Origin of the sequence: Streptomyces sp. 130 (assembly GCF_007096885.1) — a bacterium.
Lineage (GTDB): Bacteria > Actinomycetota > Actinomycetes > Streptomycetales > Streptomycetaceae > Streptomyces.
On the sequence record NZ_VJNO01000009.1, the window covers coordinates 14,823 to 31,019 of the forward strand.

At 73.3% G+C, this 16,197-nt stretch carries 14 protein-coding genes; 2 read left to right on the top strand and 12 right to left on the bottom strand.

Annotated elements, in window-relative coordinates; genetic code table 11:
• Positions 1–36 precede the first annotated feature (36 nt).
• From FKN01_RS10415 to FKN01_RS10460, 10 genes are all read right to left on the bottom strand, one after another.
• Positions 37–1,575, bottom strand: a complete 1,539-nt coding sequence (locus FKN01_RS10415; protein WP_143618851.1) for a glycoside hydrolase 43 family protein — start codon at positions 1,573–1,575, stop codon at positions 37–39.
• Positions 1,572–2,399 (bottom strand): PmoA family protein, encoded by an 828-nt coding sequence (locus FKN01_RS10420; RefSeq protein WP_143618853.1) that lies wholly within the window; start codon positions 2,397–2,399, stop codon positions 1,572–1,574. Before FKN01_RS10420 ends, FKN01_RS10415 begins: the two co-directional genes overlap by 4 nt.
• Positions 2,396–3,574, bottom strand: a complete 1,179-nt coding sequence (locus FKN01_RS10425; protein WP_185992804.1) for a Gfo/Idh/MocA family protein — start codon at positions 3,572–3,574, stop codon at positions 2,396–2,398. The genes FKN01_RS10420 and FKN01_RS10425 overlap by 4 nt, the downstream gene beginning before the upstream one ends.
• A gap of 5 nt (positions 3,575–3,579) precedes the next feature.
• Positions 3,580–4,497, bottom strand: coding sequence for a carbohydrate ABC transporter permease (locus FKN01_RS10430; protein ID WP_143618857.1), 918 nt, complete (start codon positions 4,495–4,497; stop codon positions 3,580–3,582).
• Positions 4,494–5,423 carry a carbohydrate ABC transporter permease gene (locus tag FKN01_RS10435; protein WP_143618859.1) on the bottom strand — a complete coding sequence of 310 codons (930 nt, stop codon included), beginning with the start codon at positions 5,421–5,423 and terminating at the stop codon, positions 4,494–4,496. Before FKN01_RS10435 ends, FKN01_RS10430 begins: the two co-directional genes overlap by 4 nt.
• Positions 5,424–5,566: 143 nt before the next feature.
• Positions 5,567–7,294, bottom strand: a complete 1,728-nt coding sequence (gene araD, locus FKN01_RS10440; protein WP_143618861.1) for an L-arabinonate dehydratase — start codon at positions 7,292–7,294, stop codon at positions 5,567–5,569.
• Positions 7,291–8,193: a dihydrodipicolinate synthase family protein gene (locus FKN01_RS10445; RefSeq protein ID WP_143618863.1), complete on the bottom strand. Its 903-nt coding sequence runs from the start codon at positions 8,191–8,193 to the stop codon at positions 7,291–7,293. Before FKN01_RS10445 ends, araD begins: the two co-directional genes overlap by 4 nt.
• Before the next feature lie 29 nt (positions 8,194–8,222).
• Entirely contained in the window at positions 8,223–8,879 is a 657-nt protein-coding gene (locus FKN01_RS10450) for a GntR family transcriptional regulator (RefSeq protein WP_143618865.1), read from the bottom strand.
• A gap of 923 nt (positions 8,880–9,802) precedes the next feature.
• Positions 9,803–10,981, bottom strand: coding sequence for a hypothetical protein (locus tag FKN01_RS10455; RefSeq protein ID WP_143618867.1), 1,179 nt, complete (start codon positions 10,979–10,981; stop codon positions 9,803–9,805).
• Positions 10,978–11,937 (bottom strand): 5-dehydro-4-deoxyglucarate dehydratase, encoded by a 960-nt coding sequence (locus tag FKN01_RS10460; protein ID WP_143618869.1) that lies wholly within the window; start codon positions 11,935–11,937, stop codon positions 10,978–10,980. Before FKN01_RS10460 ends, FKN01_RS10455 begins: the two co-directional genes overlap by 4 nt.
• Before the next feature lie 198 nt (positions 11,938–12,135).
• Between FKN01_RS10460 and FKN01_RS10465 the strand changes: the two genes are divergently transcribed.
• Positions 12,136–12,951: an NAD(P)-dependent oxidoreductase gene (locus FKN01_RS10465; RefSeq protein ID WP_143618871.1), complete on the top strand. Its 816-nt coding sequence runs from the start codon at positions 12,136–12,138 to the stop codon at positions 12,949–12,951.
• A gap of 99 nt (positions 12,952–13,050) precedes the next feature.
• A complete protein-coding gene (locus FKN01_RS10470) occupies positions 13,051–14,238 on the top strand; it encodes a TerD family protein (protein WP_143619158.1) in 1,188 nt (395 codons plus the stop codon).
• Between the two features lie 59 nt (positions 14,239–14,297).
• On the opposite strand, the gene FKN01_RS10475 is transcribed toward FKN01_RS10470, so the two are convergent.
• Both FKN01_RS10475 and FKN01_RS10480 read right to left on the bottom strand, forming a co-directional pair.
• Complete coding sequence (locus tag FKN01_RS10475) at positions 14,298–14,528, bottom strand: CarD family transcriptional regulator (RefSeq protein ID WP_018104640.1); 231 nt, start codon at positions 14,526–14,528, stop codon at positions 14,298–14,300.
• A 47-nt stretch (positions 14,529–14,575) separates the two neighbouring features.
• Positions 14,576–16,060, bottom strand: coding sequence for an alkaline phosphatase PhoX (locus FKN01_RS10480; RefSeq protein ID WP_143618873.1), 1,485 nt, complete (start codon positions 16,058–16,060; stop codon positions 14,576–14,578).
• Positions 16,061–16,197 lie beyond the last annotated feature (137 nt).

Consider the following 16,197-nt stretch of genomic DNA (forward strand, 5'->3'; position numbering starts at 1 on the left):
CGTGCATGGGGGGTTGTGCGCCGGACGGTGGTCCGGTTACGCGGTTACGTGGAAGCCGGTGAAGCGGGCGGTCCCGGTCGGGCCCGTCCCGGGCGGCGCGGTGGCGAACAGTCCGAGCAGCGCGCCGACCCAGCGCCACGGGGTGGCGGCGAAGACCTGCCCGGAGGGCCGGAACCCGCCCCCGTCCCCGGTGTCGGCGAGGAAGCGGCACCGGGCGCCGGGCGCCACCTCGATCCGCAGCCGCGCCGTGCCCGAGGGCGCCGGCCTGGCGTGCCCGGCGTCGCGCTCGGCGGTGGCGGTGGTCTCGGCGAACCGGTGCACCAGCCGCACCCCGCCCTCCGCCTCGCGTTCGAGGCCGATCCAGGAGTAGGCGTCGCCGAGCACGGCGAACCCCGCCCTGGCCCCGGGCGCCTCGCTGTCCAGGGCGAGCCCGACCTCGGCGGTGAACGTCTCGGCGGGCAGCCGCTGGACCAGTACGTGGGGCAGGAGCCGCAGGTCGTGCGCGTCCCGGGCCGGTACGCAGCTCAGCCGCAGCCCGTCCCCGGCGTGCTCGACGGTCCAGCCGGGGCGCGGGTTCGCCGTCCACTGCCACTGCCTGCCGTACCGGCCGCCCGGGAAGCCGTCGTCGCAGGCCGGGGCCTCGACGGGCTGGGCGGGCAGGGCGGGCTTGCGGTGCGTGGCGACGGGTTCGCCGGCGTCCCCGATGACCGGCCAGCCGTCAGCGTCCCAGCGCATCGGCTGGAGGTGCACCAGCCTCCCGTACGCCCCGCGCTCCTGGAAGTGCAGGAACCAGTCCTCGCCGGACGGGGTGGTCACCCAGCCGCCCTGGTGCGGGCCGTTGACCCCGGTCCGGCCCTCGGCGAGGACGACGCGCTCCTCGTACGGGCCGAAGAAGTCGCGGGAGCGGAAGGCGCCCTGCCAGCCGGTCGCGACCCCGCCGGCCGGGGCGAGTATCCAGAACTCGCCGCCGCGCCGGTAGAGCTTGGGGCCCTCCAGGGTGAACCAGCCGGGCAGGGTGTCGGCGTCGATCAGGGTCTTGCCCCCGTCGAGCAGTTCCCGCCCGTCGGGGCTCATCCGGTGTCCGGTGAGCCGGTTCTTGATCCCGGAGCGGGACTTGGCCCAGGCGTGCACGAGGTACGCCTCGCCGGTCTCCTCGTCCCACAGCGGGCACGGGTCGATCAGTCCGCGTCCGGCCTTCACCAGGTGCGGGGTGGTCCACGGGCCCCGGATGTCCTCGGCGCTGATCTGCTGGATGCCGTGGTCGGGGTCGCCCCAGAAGATCCAGAACCGTCCGGCGTGGTGCCTGAGCGAGGGCGCCCACACCCCGCAGTCGTGGCGGGGCACCGCGAATTCGGCGGCGGGCTCCAGGCGGTCCAGGGCGTGCCCGGTCAGCGTCCAGTTGACGAGGTCGCGGGAGTGGAGCAGCGGCAGCCCGGGGGCGCGGCCGAAGCTGGAGGCGGTGAGGTAGAAGTCGTCGCCGACGCGGATGACGTCCGGGTCGGACCAGTCGGCGTTCAGGACCGGGTTGCGGTAGGTGTCGCCGAGGTCGGCGGTCCAGGGGCGGGTTCCGTTCACGCGGTCACCGCCCGGCGGACGAGGGCGGCGGCGCCGGCCCGGTCGAGCCGGCCGTCCGCGACGACGGTGACGACGCGGCGTACGACGGTGGCGCCGGCGGGGACGGGCAGCCGTTCGGCGGCGGCCAGGGAGGAGCCGACGCCCGGGTACTCGGCGGTGCGCACGAACCACGGGTCGCGGCGGGTCTCCTCGGTGGCCCCGGCGAAGACCAGGGACCAGCCGTCGCCGCAGAGCGCGACCCAGTCGGCGGCCCGCCCGTGCACCGCCTCCTCGCCGTCCGCCGCCGGGCCGAACACGGCGGGCGGGGACGCCTCCTTGGGGGCGCGCCAGAAGAAGCCGCCGTATCCGGCGCCGGGGCGGCCGTTGGTGGCGGGGCTGCCGATCGACAGGTCGCCGGGGCCGGGGTTGGTGAGCGAGAAGGACAGGTCCAGCGCCCAGGCGGTGTCGGAGAGGGCGGTGGCGGCCACCGTGCGGTGTTCGCGCAGCAGTTCGCCGCCGCCGGCCTCCCAGCCGAGCTCCTCCACGAAGCCGTCCGGGTCGCACAGCTTCCAGCCCAGGTGGCGCTGCGTCCCGTGGTTGTCGAGCACGGTGGGCCCCTGGCCCCGGACGAAGGTGCGCCCGCCCCAGAAGTTGTGCCCGGAGACGTCCGGGACGGCCACGGAGGCGCCGAGGTGGTGGATGTGGTCGGCCGGGCGCTCCTCGGTGACGGGGATGCCGGCGAGGGTGGTGACGGGGTGCAGGTAGGGGCGGCCCGCGTCGGCGGGGAGGTAGGTGTAGCGGCCGACGGGGCGGCCGGCGCAGCTGAGCAGGGCGGTGGTCGTCATGAGGAGGCCACCTCGCTGAGCGCCCAGGGCGCGCCGAGTTCGGAGAAGAGCGCGAGGGTCTCGGCGCCGGACGCGACCAGGGCGTCGATGCCGCGCACCACCCGGCGGGTGGCGCCGGTGCCGGGCACGGGGACGGTGTGCCAGGCGCCGGACGGCAGGGGGCGCGGTTCGGGCGCGGTGCGTACGGCCTCCACGACCTCCATGAAGGCGCCGGTGCGCTCCGGCGGTACGAGGAGCGGGGTGCCGTCCGTCAGGTGGGCGACCAGGTTCTCCAGGAGGTCGGTGCGCCCGTGCACGGTCTCCAGGGGGCCGTGTCCGGCGCGCTGGACGAGGACGCGGTCCTGCTTGTACCAGAAGGTGACCCGGCCCCGGTCGCCGTGGACGATGACGTACGGCTCCCCCGCCTGTTCCGCGCAGAGGGTGACGGCGGCGGTGACGGGCGGCCCGGACGCGGTGGTGACGCGTAGGCAGGAGGTGTCGTCGGCCTCGATGTCGTGGGCCCGGAAGAGCTCGGTGTCGATGGCGGTGACGTCCTCGGCGGTGGTGCCGGCGAGTTCGAGGGCGGTGGCGACGGCGTGGGCGAGCGGGTTGGTGAGGACGCCGTCCACCACGTCGGTGTCCCCGATGCGGCGCCGCCCGGCCCAGGGGGCCCGCCGGTAGTAGGCGTCGTCGCGGACCCAGGCGCCTGCCGCCGCGTAACCCCGGACGGTGCCGATGGCGCCGGCGGCGACGAGTTCCCGGATGGCGGGGACGGCGTGCGAGCCGAAGGACTGGAAGCCGACCTGGCAGGCGGTGCCCGCCTCCCGCACCCCGGCGAGGATGCGGTCGAAGTCGGCGCGGGTGGCGGCGGGCGGTTTCTCCAGGAGGAGGTGCACGCCGCGCCCGGCGGCGGTCAGGGCGAGGGCGGTGTGGGTCTGGATGGGGGTGCAGATGACGGCGGCACGGGCCCCGGTGGAGTCCAGGAGGGCGCCGAAGTCGGCGGACTGCTCGGGGGGTTCGTCCGCGAAGGCGTCGAGCTCGGTGGCGTCGAGCGGGGTGAGCTCGCAGATGCCGGCCAGGCGGACGAGGCCCTGGTGCTGGAGGCGGCGGATGTTGGCGAGGTGCCAGCGGCCGTGGCCCCGGGCGCCCGCGAGGACGATCGGGACGGGGGTGGCGGTGGGGGGCAGCGAGGTCATGTCCGTCACCCCTTCACGGCGCCGGCGCTGAAGCCGGTGATCAGCCACTTCTGGATGAAGGCGAAGACGATCACCACGGGCACCGCGGCGATCACCCCGCCCGCGGCGAGCGCGCCCAGGTCGACGCTGTCCGCGCCGATGAGGGTGTTCAGGCCGACCGGGATCGTCTGCTTGTCCTGCTCGCTGAGGAACATCAGCGCGAACAGGAAGTGGTTCCAGCTGTGCACGAAGGCGAACGAGCCGACGGCGATGAGGCCGGGGCGCAGCAGCGGCAGCACGACCGCGCAGAAGGCCCGGAAGCGCGAGCAGCCGTCCACCCAGGCGGCCTCCTCCAGGGAGGGCGGCACGTTCTTGATGAATCCGCTGATCAGGATGATGGAGAGCGGCAGCTGGAAGACCGTCTCGGCGATGACCACGCTCCCCAGGGAGTTGATCATCTGGAGGTTCTTGAAGATCTCGAAGAGCGGGACGAGCATCAGGGCGCCGGGGATGAACTGCGAGCAGAGCAGCGCCAGCATGAAGCCGTTCTTGATCTTGAAGTCGAACCGGGCGAGGGCGTAGCCGCCGGCCAGTGCGACGAGGGTCGTGGCGACCAGGGTGCAGACGCCGACGATCATGCTGTTCTGGAAGAAGACGGCGAAGCTGCGTTCGTTCCAGACCTTGGAGAAGTGCTCCCCGGTCATCGGCCACGGCACCAGCGAGGTGGAGCCCGCGGGCCGTACGGCGAAGAGGAACATCCAGTAGAACGGGACGAGCGTGAAGATCAGGTAGATGCCCAGGGGCACGTAGATCTGCCAGCGCGGTACGTCGTCGAAGGCGCGTTCGCGGCCGGGCCTGCGGCGGGGCCTGGCGGGCGGCGGGCCCTCGGGGGCGGCCGGCCGTGCGGCGTGGGTGCCGTTCTTCTCGGCGAGGGCGGCAGTCACTTGTGGTCGCCTCCGAACTTGCTCAGGCGCAGATAGACGATCGAGCAGAAGAGGAGGATCACGAAGGCGACGGTGGTGAGCGCGGAGGCGTAGCCGAAGTCGTGGCCCTCGATGCCGGTGTTGGCGACGTAGAGCGGCAGGGTGGTGGTCTCGCCGGCCGGTCCGCCGCCGGTCAGGGTGTAGAGCAGGTCGACGTTGTTGAACTCCCAGACCCCGCGCAGCAGCGTGGACAGGATGATCGCGTCCCGCAGGTGGGGCAGGGTGATGTGGAAGAACTGCCGCATCCGTCCGGCGCCGTCCACGGCGGCGGCCTCGTACAGCTCCTTGGAGACGGACTGGAGGTCGGCGAGGATGAGGATGGCGAAGAAGGGGACGCCGCGCCAGAGTTCGGAGACGGTCGCGGCCCAGAAGACGGTGCCGGTGTCGGAGAGCACCGAGGTGCCGTACTCACCGATCCCGGCGTCCGCGAGGTAGCGGCTGAAGCCGGTCGAGGAGTTGTAGAGCAGAATCCAGATGGTGCTGGTCAGCACCCCGGAGACGGCCCACGGCGAGAAGACCATGGCGCGGGAGATGCCCCGGCCGATGAAGCTCTGGTTGACGATCAGGGCCAGTGCGAGCCCCAGCGTGAGCTGGAGCGCGACCTGCACGAAGACCCACTGGGCGCTGAAGCCGAGCGTCGTCCAGAACTGGTCGTCCTCGGTGAAGATCCGGGTGAAGTTGTCGAAGCCGGCGAAGCCGTTCCGCCACGGCTTGGTGACGTTGTAGTTCTGCAGGCTGTAGTAGAAGACGCTGACCACCGGATAGGCGATGAAGCCGAGCATCAGCAGCCCCGCGGGGGCGATCAGCAGATACGGCAGCCTGCGGGGGCTCGCGGAGCGGCGCCTGGGCACCTTGGGCGGTGTGGCCGCGGCGGAGGCTTGGGCCATGACACGTCTCCGTTCTCTCTGTACGGGGGTGCGGGTGGTGCGGTGTTACGCGGCGGAGCCGGTGGTGCGTGTAGTACGCAAGCGCTTCCCGCATGGTGTTCGGCATGCCGAACAAGGGGGCGCCGGAATTCCTGAGGGGCCGTTCAGCCGGCGTACGGGTCGGGCACTTCTCCCGGCCGGGCCAGGAAGGCGAAGTCGCAGCCGGTGTCGGCCTGGGTGATCTGGTCCTGGTAGAGCGCCTGGTAGCCGCGCTCGTACCGGACGGGCGGCGGGGTCCACTCGGCGCGGCGGCGCGCCAGCTCCTCGTCGGGCACGTCGAGGTTCAGCAGCCGCGCCTCGACGTCCAGGGTGACGAGGTCACCGGTGCGGACGAGGGCGAGGGGCCCGCCGACGTAGGACTCGGGCGCGATGTGCAGCACGCACGCCCCGTAGCTGGTGCCGCTCATCCGGGCGTCGGAGAGCCTGACCATGTCCCGTACACCCTGCTTGAGCAGGTAGTCGGGGATCGGCAGCATGCCGTACTCGGGCATCCCGGGACCGCCCTTGGGGCCCGCGTTGCGCAGGACCAGGACGTGGTCGGGGGTGAGCGCGAGCGCCGGGTCGTTGATGGTGCGCTGCATCTCCTTGTAGTCGTCGAAGACGACCGCGGGCCCGGTGTGGCGCAGCAGGTGCGGCTCGGCGGCGATGTGCTTGATGACGGCGCCGTCCGGGCAGAGGTTGCCGCGCAGCACCGCCACGCCGCCCTCGTCCGCGAGCGGGTTGGAGCGCTCCCGTATGACGTCGTCGTTGTGCACGAGCGCCCCGTCGAGCTGTTCGCGCAGCGTGTCGTGGGCGACGGTGGGCCGGTCCAGGTGGAGGACGTCGGCGATCCGGGCCAGGAAGCCGGGGAGCCCGCCGGCGAAGTGGAAGTCCTCCATCAGGTACTTCCCGCCGGGGCGCAGGTTGGCCAGGACCGGGACGGTGCGGGCGATGCGGTCGAAGTCGTCCAGGGTGAGCTTGATCCCGGAGCGGCCGGCCATCGCGATGAGGTGGATGACCGCGTTGGTGGACCCGCCGAGCGCGAGGACGGTCGCGACGGCGTCCTCGTAGGCATCGGCCGTGAGGATCTGCGACAGCTTCCGCTGCTGCCACACCAGTTCGACGATGCGCAGTCCGGACGCGGCGGCCATCCGGTCGTGCCCGGAGTCGACGGCGGGGATCGAGGAGGCGCCGGGGACGGTGACGCCCAGCGCCTCGGCGGCGGCGGTGAGGGTGGACGCGGTGCCCATGGTCATGCAGTGGCCGGGCGAGCGGGCGAGGCCGTTCTCCAGCTCGCCCATCTCGCAGTCACCGATGAGCCCGGCGCGCTTGTCGTCCCAGTACTTCCACATGTCGGTCCCGGAGCCCAGGACCTCGTTGCGCCAGTGCCCCGGCAGCATCGGCCCGGCCGGTACGAAGACGGCCGGCAGGTCCACGGACGCGGCGCCCATCAGCAGCGCCGGGGTGGACTTGTCGCAGCCGCCGAGCAGCACCGCCCCGTCGACGGGGTAGGAGCGCAGCAGCTCCTCGGTCTCCATCGCCAGCATGTTGCGGTAGAGCATGGGGGTCGGCTTCTGGAAGGTCTCCGAGAGCGTGGAGACCGGGAACTCCAGCGGGAAGCCGCCCGCCTGCCAGACCCCGCGCTTCACGGCCTGCGCCCGGTCGCGCAGGTGTACGTGGCAGGGGTTGATGTCCGACCAGGTGTTGAGGATCGCCACGACCGGCTTGCCCAGGTGCTCCTCGGGGAGGTAGCCGAGCTGGCGGGTGCGGGCGCGGTGGCTGAACGAGCGGAGCCCGTCGGTGCCGTACCACTGGTGGCTGCGCAGTTCCTCGGGGGCGATGCGGCCGGTCATATGGACCACCCGGCGATCTGGTCGGCCACCTCGGCGCGCTGGGCCTCGGGCAGCACCCGGCTGGGCGGGCGCACCGAGCGGTCGCACAGCCCGAGGGCGGCCAGGGCCTCCTTGACGACGGTGACGTTGTTGGCGGACTGGCGGTCGGCGCGCAGCTCCTCGAAGCGGCGGATCTGCTCCCAGACCTTCATGGCCGCCGGGTGGTCGCCTGCCCGCAGCGCCTCCAGCATGGCCAGCGAGACGCCGGGCGCCACGTTGACGAGCCCGGAGGTGAAGCCGGTGGCGCCGGCCGAGAAGTAGGCCGGGGCGTACAGCTCGGCGAGCCCGGCGATCCAGACGAAACGTTCCAGCCCGGCGTCGCGGGCGAAGGCGGCGAAGCGGGCCGCGTCCGGCACCGCGTACTTGACGCCGATGACGTTGGGGCAGCTGTCGGCGAGCACGGCCAGGCAGGAGCCGTCCAGGTGCGGGTTGCGGATGTACGGGACGACGCCGAGTCCGGGGACGGCCTCCGCGATGGCCCGGTGGTAGTCGATCCAGCCGTCCTGCGAGACGTACGGGTGGACGGGCTGGTGGACCATCACCATCTCGGCCCCGGCGTCCCGGGCGTGCTCGGCGGCGGCGACGGCGGTCGGCACGTCGTGCCCGACGCCGACCAGGACCGTGGCACGGCCGCCGGCCTCGTCGATGGTCAGCTCGGTGACGGTGCGCCGCTCCTCGGGGGTGAGCGCGTAGAACTCCCCGGTGTTGCCGTTCGGGGTGACGATGCGCACGCCGCCGTCGAGCAGTCTCCGCAGCAGGGCGCGGTGCGCCGTCGTGTCGACGGTCCCGTCCCCGGCGAACGGGGTGACCGGGATCGCCACGACATCTGCGAGGGCCGCCTTCAGCGGTGTGAGGTCCATGCGGACTGGCCTTTCGTCGGTGTGCCGGTTCACGCCGCGCCGCCCCCGTCCTCGTCGTCGGGGAAGGCGCGGCGGACGAACGACGCGATGTGGTCGTGCAGGGCCCCGGCCGCCGCGTCCGCGTCGTCGGCGAGCGCGAGCCGCAGGATCTCCCGGTGCTCGGCCGCCTCCCGCTCCCAGGAGGGGATGGTGGACCAGGCGACCGTGGAGACGAGCGCCGCCTGGTCGCGGACCTCGTCGAGCATCCGGGCCAGCAGCGGGTTGCCGCAGGGCAGGTAGAGCGCGCGGTGGAAGTCCCGGTTGGCGAGCGACCGGTCGGCCTTGTCGCCCGCCGAGTCCGCCCGCTCCAGGGCCTCCTGCGCCTCGTCGAGCGACGCCTTGCGGGTGATCGAGCGGCGCAGCGCCTCGGGCTCGAGCAGCAGCCGTACGTCGTACACCTCGCGGGCCATGGCCGCGTCGACCAGCCGGACGGTGGCGCCCTTGTACTGGCTCATGACGACGAGTCCGGTGCCGGCGAGGGTCTTCAGCGCCTCGCGGACGGGGGTCTTGGAGACCCCGAACTGCGCGGCGAGCTCGGTCTCCACGAGCGCCTGCCCCGGCCTCAGTTGTGCCGTGAGGATCGCGTGCTTGACCGCCTCCAGCACGTACTGGGTGCGGGACGGAATCGGGGTGGGCGCAAAGGTCATGGGTGCAGGGCTCTCACATCTCGCGTATCGCGTCTCATATATGACGTACGGAGTACGACGCGATGAAGCTAGGGCCGCCGCGAATGTTTCGTCAACGCTTCTGACGAAAGAACTTCGTGGAACGAGGACATGTGCCGTACACGGATTGCGGTGTGCCCGCCGGAAGTTCACCGGCGCGGGGCATCCGCCCGGGCCGCGCCGGGACCTCGGCCGCCGGCCTGGCCGCCTGACGAACGCGCAGGTCAGGAAGGCGAGATGGCGGGGCCGGCCGTAGCGCTCCGGGCGCGGCCTCCTCCGCCTCGGACACGATGCCGTACGCCGCGCTCAACGGGGCGGCGCCGTACGCCGTCGCGGTCGGCCTGTTCGCGGGCGCGCCGATGCCCCGGCTGCCGGGGCGGGTGTCCGCGGGGCGGCCGGGATCGCGGTGGAGCGGCGGGCTCGCGCCGGCCCGCACGGTGGCACCCGGGCGGGAGCGGGACCAGTGGCGCGGTGTCCGGGATCGCGGTGGAGCGGCGGGCTCGCGCCGGCCCGCACGGTGGCACCCGGGCGGGAGCGGGACCGGGAGCGCGGCGTCCGGAAGCGCGGTGGAGCGGCGGGCTCATGCCGGCCCGCACGGTGGCACCCGGGCGGGAACGGGACCGGGAGCGCGGCGTCCGGAAGCGCGGTAGAGCGGCGGGCTCGTGCCCGCCCGCGCGGCGGCACCCGGGCGGGAGCGGGACCGGTGGCGCGGTGTCCGGGATCGCGGTGGGGCGGCGGGCTCGTGCCGGCCCGCGCGGCGGCACCCGGGCGGGAGCGGGGCCGGTGGCGTGGGTGGACGCGTCACGGTGCGGCTGCCGCCCGTGGGCGCGGGGGCGGTGCCGACGGCGGCGCTGCCGCTGGTGACGGGCCGGCGGGGCCCCCTGGCACCCGCCGGCCCGCCCGTCTCAGCCGAGGCGCGAGAGCGCCCCCCTGACGGTGGCCAGGTCCGGGTCGGAGGCCAGGCCCGCGTGGTACAGGCGGAGTTGGTTGGCGCCGAGCGAGGCGGCGTGCGCGGCGTCCCGCTCCAGCGTGTCCGGGCTGCCGCCCATGCCGCGCACCACGGTGAGGTTGGCGGCGACGACCGCGCCGGAGGCGCCGGCGAACGGCCCGAGCACCGCCTCGCGCGCCGCGTCCGCCCCGGTGCACGGCAGGACCACCCCGTCCGCCACGGACAGGATGTGCCCGGCATCGACGCCCGCGTTGGCCCCGCAGCGGTACGGGGCGGGGTCGGCGTGCAGCAGCACCTGGAACCCGGGCGCGGCAGCCGCCCGCACCGCGCCGGTCACCGCTTCCTGGAGGCTGCGGGCCGTCTCCGTGCGCCACCGCAGCGTCGCCTCCGCGAGGCCGGCGCCCAGCAGCTTCCCGACGGCGTCCCAGCCCGCGTCCGGTGATCCGGACCCGGACCAGACCGGCTCCAGGGCCCGGCGCACGGCCGCCCCCAGCTCGTCGGGGTGGAGGCCCTGTCCGGCGTAACCGGCCCGGCAGACGGCGCAGAAGCAGAGCGACATCAGGTACTGCGCCGCGTCGCCGAGCCCGACGCCCGCCACCTTGTCGTGGGCGTGCAGATGGGCGAAGCCGTACCAGCCGCAGGACTCGAGCTCGGTGCCCCGCGCCCCGTCGCGTACCGCCGCCTCCGCCGCCAGGTCCACCAGGTAGGCGCGGACCTCGGGGCGCGCGATGCAGGGCGCCCACGGGTAGCGGTCCCCGTAGGCGTTGACCACGGAGGTGTCCGGGTGCTCCGCGCCCAGCCGGGAGCTGTGCGCGAGGACCACCCAGCTGTGCACGTCGAGACCGGCGCCGGACAGCGCCTCGGCGGCCTCGGCGAAGGCGTCGTCGGAAGCGGTCCACGCCTGCCGGTACGGGCGCAGCGCCCGGCCCGCCCAGCGGCCTTCGTCCGGCGGGTACAGGACCGCCGCGTACTCGGCCGTGACGATGCGGTGGCCGGGGTGGCGGGGGGTCAGCGCCCGGGTGGAGTGGTAGGCGGCGGCCAGCGTCACCTGCTGGACACCGAGGTCCGCGACGCGGGCGGCGGCGTCCGGGTCGCCGACGACGTCCCAGGGGTAGAGGAAGGCGGACGTCCTCATCCGCGCCCCTGCGTCCGGTGCCGCTCCAGCAGCGCGCGGCCGGCGGCGATGATCTCCGTCAGCTCCTCGACGTGGGCGGCGGGCGGCTCGGTGAGCGGGCTGCGGACCGGCCCCACGTCCAGGCCGCCGAGCCGGACGCCGGCCTTGACGAGGGAGACGGCGTAGCCGCGCCCCCGGGCCCGGAGTTCGACGAGCGGCCGGTAGAAGGAGTCGAGCAGCGCGTTGACCAGGGCGTCGTCGCCGGAGTCCAGGGCGCGGTAGAAGGCGAGCGCGATGTCCGGGGCGAAGGCGAAGACGGCCGAGGAGTAGAGCGTGACGCCGATGCCCCGGTAGGCGAGGCCGGTGAGTTCGGCGGTGGGGAGCCCGTTGAAGTAGAGGAAGTCCTGCCCGGGCAGCCCGGTGCGCACCGCGCTCACGATGCGCTGCATGAGGTCCAGGTCGCCGTAGCCGTCCTTCAGCCCGATGATCCCCGGGGTCCGGGCCAGGGCGAGCACGGTCTCGGGGGTGAAGACGGCGTTGTCGCGCTGGTAGACGATGGTCTCCAGGCCGGTCGCCCCGGCCAGCGCGGTGTAGTGGGCCAGCAGCCCCTCCTGGTCCGCGTGGACCAGGTACGGGGGCATGGCGAGGAGTCCGTCCGCGCCGGCCTCCTCGGCGAGCTCGGCGAAGTGGACGGCCAGCGCGGTGCCGTATCCGGCTCCCGCGACGACCGGCACCCGCCCGGCGGTCTCCGCCACGGCGGCGGCGACGACGCGCCGGAACTCCTCCGGTGCCAGGGCGTGGAACTCCCCGGTGCCGCAGCACGCGAAGACGGCCGCCGCGCCCGCGTCGACGCCCTGACGGACGTGCGCCCGGAAGGCGTCCAGGTCGACGGAGCCGGCCGCGTCGTAGGCGGTGACGGGGAAGAAGAGCGGCCCGGCAACGGCGGTGAGCCGGGCGGCAAGCGGGTCTGAGCTCACGGGCGCCTCCTGAGGCGTGCGCATCTCTGATTAACGTCCATATTCATGAACGACGCCTAAGCTAGGCCCGCCGGGGCGCCGGGGTCAAGGCGCCGACACCCTGGTCCGGGCCATCCCGACACCGGGTTCCCTTGACGCCCCCCGACCCCCCGCATACCTTGTCCACGCATGTGAACCTGATCCAAGAGGAGACCCCGCATGCCCGCCGAAAAGCCCCGCACCGTCCTGCTCACCGGCGCCGCCGGCGGCCTCGGCACGCTGATGCGCGAGCTGCTGCCCGCCCACGGCTACACCCTGCGCCTGTTCGACATGGTGCCGATCGAGGGCGAGCCGGACGCGATCACCGCCGACCTCGGGGACCGGGAGGCGCTGCGCGCGGCCGTGACGGGGGTCGACGCGATCATCCACCTCGCGGGCATCTCCCTGGAAGCCTCGTTCGACAAGATCCTCAAGGCGAACATCGAGGGCACGTACAACCTGTACGAGGCCGCGCGCGAGGCAGGCGTGCGGCGCGTCGTGTTCGCCTCGTCCAACCACGCGGTGGGCTTCACCCCGCGCCCGCTCCCGGGCGATCCGCTGATCCCGGTGGAGACCCCGCGCCGCCCGGACACCTTCTACGGCCTCTCCAAGTCGTTCGGCGAGGACCTGGCCCAGCTGTACTGGGACCTGCACGGCATGGAGACGGTCTCCGTCCGCATCGGCTCCTGCTTCCCGGAGCCGACGTCCGTCCGGATGCTGTCGGTGTGGATGAGCCCCGCCGACGGCGCCCGGCTCTTCGACGCCGCGCTCACCGCCGAGAACGTCGGCCACACCGTCGTGTACGGCTCGTCGGACAACACCCGGCTGTGGTGGGACCTCAGCTCGGCCCGGGCGCTCGGCTACGAGCCGCGCGACGACTCGGAGCCGTACGCGGCACAGCTCGTCGCGGACCAGGGCGAGCTGGACCCGGACAACCCGGACCACGCCCACCTCGGCGGCCACTTCTGCACCAACCCGCCGATCTGGCCGCACTGACCGAAGGGCCGGAGCGGGGCGTTCCGCCGTCCGGGCGAAGCCGTCGAAAGGTAAGGGAACGGCAAAGCCGGGTCGTTCGTTCATCCGGACATGACCGCTATGACACCCGGCTCGAACCTCCCGCTCACCGCCGTCCGCGTGGCGGTGGACGTCGCCGCGCCCGTGCGGCTCGACGTATCGGGCCTGCTGCTCACCGCCGACGGCAAGGTGCGCTCCGACGACGACTTCATCTTCTACAACCAGCCCACGGGCCCCGGCGTGAGCTACCGCTCCGGCGGCGGCGCGCCGGACGCCGTCGTCGTGGACACCGCTTCGGTGCCCGCCGGCATCGAGAAGATCGTCGTCACGGCGAGCCCGGACGCCGCCGGCCAGACCTTTCAGGGCATCGAGCCGACCGCCACCGTGCGCGACGCGGACGGCGGTGCCGTGATCGCCTCCTTCACCCCGCCCCGGCTGGGCGCCGAGACCGCGCTCGTGATCATGGAGGTCTACCGGCGCGGCGGCGCCTGGAAGGTCCGCGCGGTCGGCCAGGGCTATGCGAACGGCCTGGCCGGCATCGCCACGGACTTCGGCGTCACGGTCGAGGAGCCCCCCGCCGCGCCCGCGGCCACCACCCCGGCGCCCCCGCCGCCGGCCGCCGCCCCGGCCCCGGTCACCGCCCCCGCTCCCCCGCCGCCGGCCGCCGCCCCCGCGGCGCCGCCCGCGCCCGGCCGGATCAACCTGGACAAGGGCCGGGTCAGCCTCCGGAAGAACGAGACGGTCTCGCTGGTCAAGGCGGGGCGCCCGCTGCTCTCCCAGGTCAAGATGGGCCTCGGCTGGGAGCCCGCCTTCCGCGGCAAGGACATCGACCTGGACGCCTCGGTCATCGTCTACGGACCTCAGCGCAACCACCTGGACAGCTGCTACTTCGGCAGGCTCTCCGTCCTGAACGGCGCGATCAAGCACTCCGGGGACAATCTCACCGGTGAGGGCGCGGGGGACGACGAGGTGATCGTCGTGGACCTGGGCCGGATTCCGGCGGAGGCCACGGGCCTGGTGTTCACGGTCAACTCCTTCACCGGCCAGAAGTTCACCGAGGTGGCCAAGGCGTACTGCCGGCTGGTCGACGCCGCCACCGACGAGGAGCTGGTCCGCTTCGACCTGACCGGGGCCGAGCCGCAGACCGGCGTGATGATGGCCAAGCTGATCAAGCAGTTCTCCGGCGAGTGGGAGATGACCGCGATGGGCGACTTCGTGAAGTCGCGGACCGTCCGGGGCATGGTCAAGCCGGCCGCCCAGGCCCTGTAGGGCCCCGAGCACGGTTCAGGGGCCGTCCGCGCGGCTGGCGGACGGCCCCTGAGACGGCCTCAGAGCTTCGTGAGCTTGGAGTACGGACTCATGATGCGGCCCTGGCGGCCCGCGAAGTCGATGAGCACCGCGTCGTTGTCGCCCTCGACGGCGAGGACGCGTCCGAGACCGAACTGGTCGTGCGAGACCCGGTCACCCACGTCGAACAATTCGACCGGTGGGGCCGCCTGGGCCGGGCGGTTGAAGGGACTGGACGGCAGGTGGCGCCGGGAGCCGGCTGACTGTTTCATTGAGGTCGAGTATGCGCCCCCGGCGCCCCCGGCGCCATGCCCCGCTGCTAACGGTTGGGCTGCCGCTTCCACGGGCCGGTGATCGCGACCATGATCCCCGGGGTCTGGATGTTGGCGAACAGCGTCTGCCCGTCCGGCGAGAACGTGACCCCGGTGAACTCGCTGTACTCCGGCTCCTCCTCGCTGCCGATGTTCAGCTCGTTGCGCGCGATCGGGTAGGTACGGCCGCTCTCGGTCGCCCCGAAGAGGTGCTGGACGCCCTCGCCGTCCTCGGCGATGACCAGGCCGCCGTACGGCGAGACGGTGATGTTGTCCGGGCCGTCGAACGCGCCGTCCTTCGACGGGTCCGGGTTGACGCCGAGGAGCACCTTCAGGGTCAGCGTGCGGCGCTTCGGGTCGTAGAACCAGACCTGGCCGTCGTGCTGGACGGGGCTCTCGTCACGGGCGAAGGACGACACGACGTACGCGCCGCCGTCGGCCCACCACATGCCCTCCAGCTTGCGGGCGCGGGTGACCTGGCCGTCCGCGAACTGCTTGCGCACCGAGACCGACTTCGCGTCGCGGTCCGGCACGTCCACCCAGTCCACGCCGTACACCGTGCCGGTCTTCGTGGCGCGCGAGAGGTCGTCGACGAACTTGCCCTGCTTGTCGAAGCACTTGAACGCCTGGAGCACGCCCGCGTCGTCGGCGAGGGTGCGCAGCTTGCCCCGGCCGTGCCGGAAGCCGTGCGGCGGCACCCAGCGGTAGAGCAGGCCGTTGGGGCCCGAGGCGTCCTCGGTGAGGTAGGCGTGGCCCTGCTTGGGGTCGATGACGACCGCCTCGTGCGCGTACCGGCCGAACGCCTTGATGGGGCGCGGCGAGCGGTTGGCGCGCTTGTCGTACGGGTCGACCTCGAAGACGTAGCCGTGGTCCTTCAGGAGGCCGTTCTTGCCGGCCTTGTCCTCGGTCTCCTCGCAGGTCAGCCAGGTGTCCCACGGGGTGGCGCCGCCCGCGCAGTTGGTGGAGGTGCCGGCGATGCCGACCCACTCGGCGGTGCGGCCGTCGCGGCGGGTCTCCACGACGGTGCAGCCGCCCGCCGCGACCGGGTCGTAGACCAGGCCGTCGGTGAGGGGCACGGGGTGCTCCCAGCCGGCCCGGGTGCCGCTCAGCTCGTGGTTGTTGACCAGGAGGGTCACCCCGCGCGGGCCCTCGAAGGCGGCCGTGCCGTCGTGGTTGGACGGCGTGTACTCGCCGCTCTCCAGCTTGGTGACCCCGCACCGCGTGATGATCCGGTACGAGAAGCCGGCGGGCAGCGCCAGTATGCCCTTCGGGTCGGGGCGCAGCGGGCCGTACCCGGGTCCGTTGTCGTGACCGCCGTGGCCGTGGCCGTCGTGGTCGTCGTGGCCGTGGCCGTCGTGGCCGTGGCCGTGCTTCGGGTCCCCGGCGGCGAGGGCGCCGGGCGCGGTGGCCAGCGCGGCGACGGTTCCGGTGAGGGCGATGCCTGCGCCGGTGAGGGCGGACTGTCTGGTGAATTCCCTGCGCGTGAAGGCCATCACGTACTCCTGGTGCTGCGGGGGCGTGCTGTTGACGGGCTCACCGTTCCGTCCGTTCCCCAACACCAGTTGAACCCGCGACGACTTCGGGGCGACCCGTTCGGTGAACTTCGGCCGCCCCTCACCCCGTCGCGCTA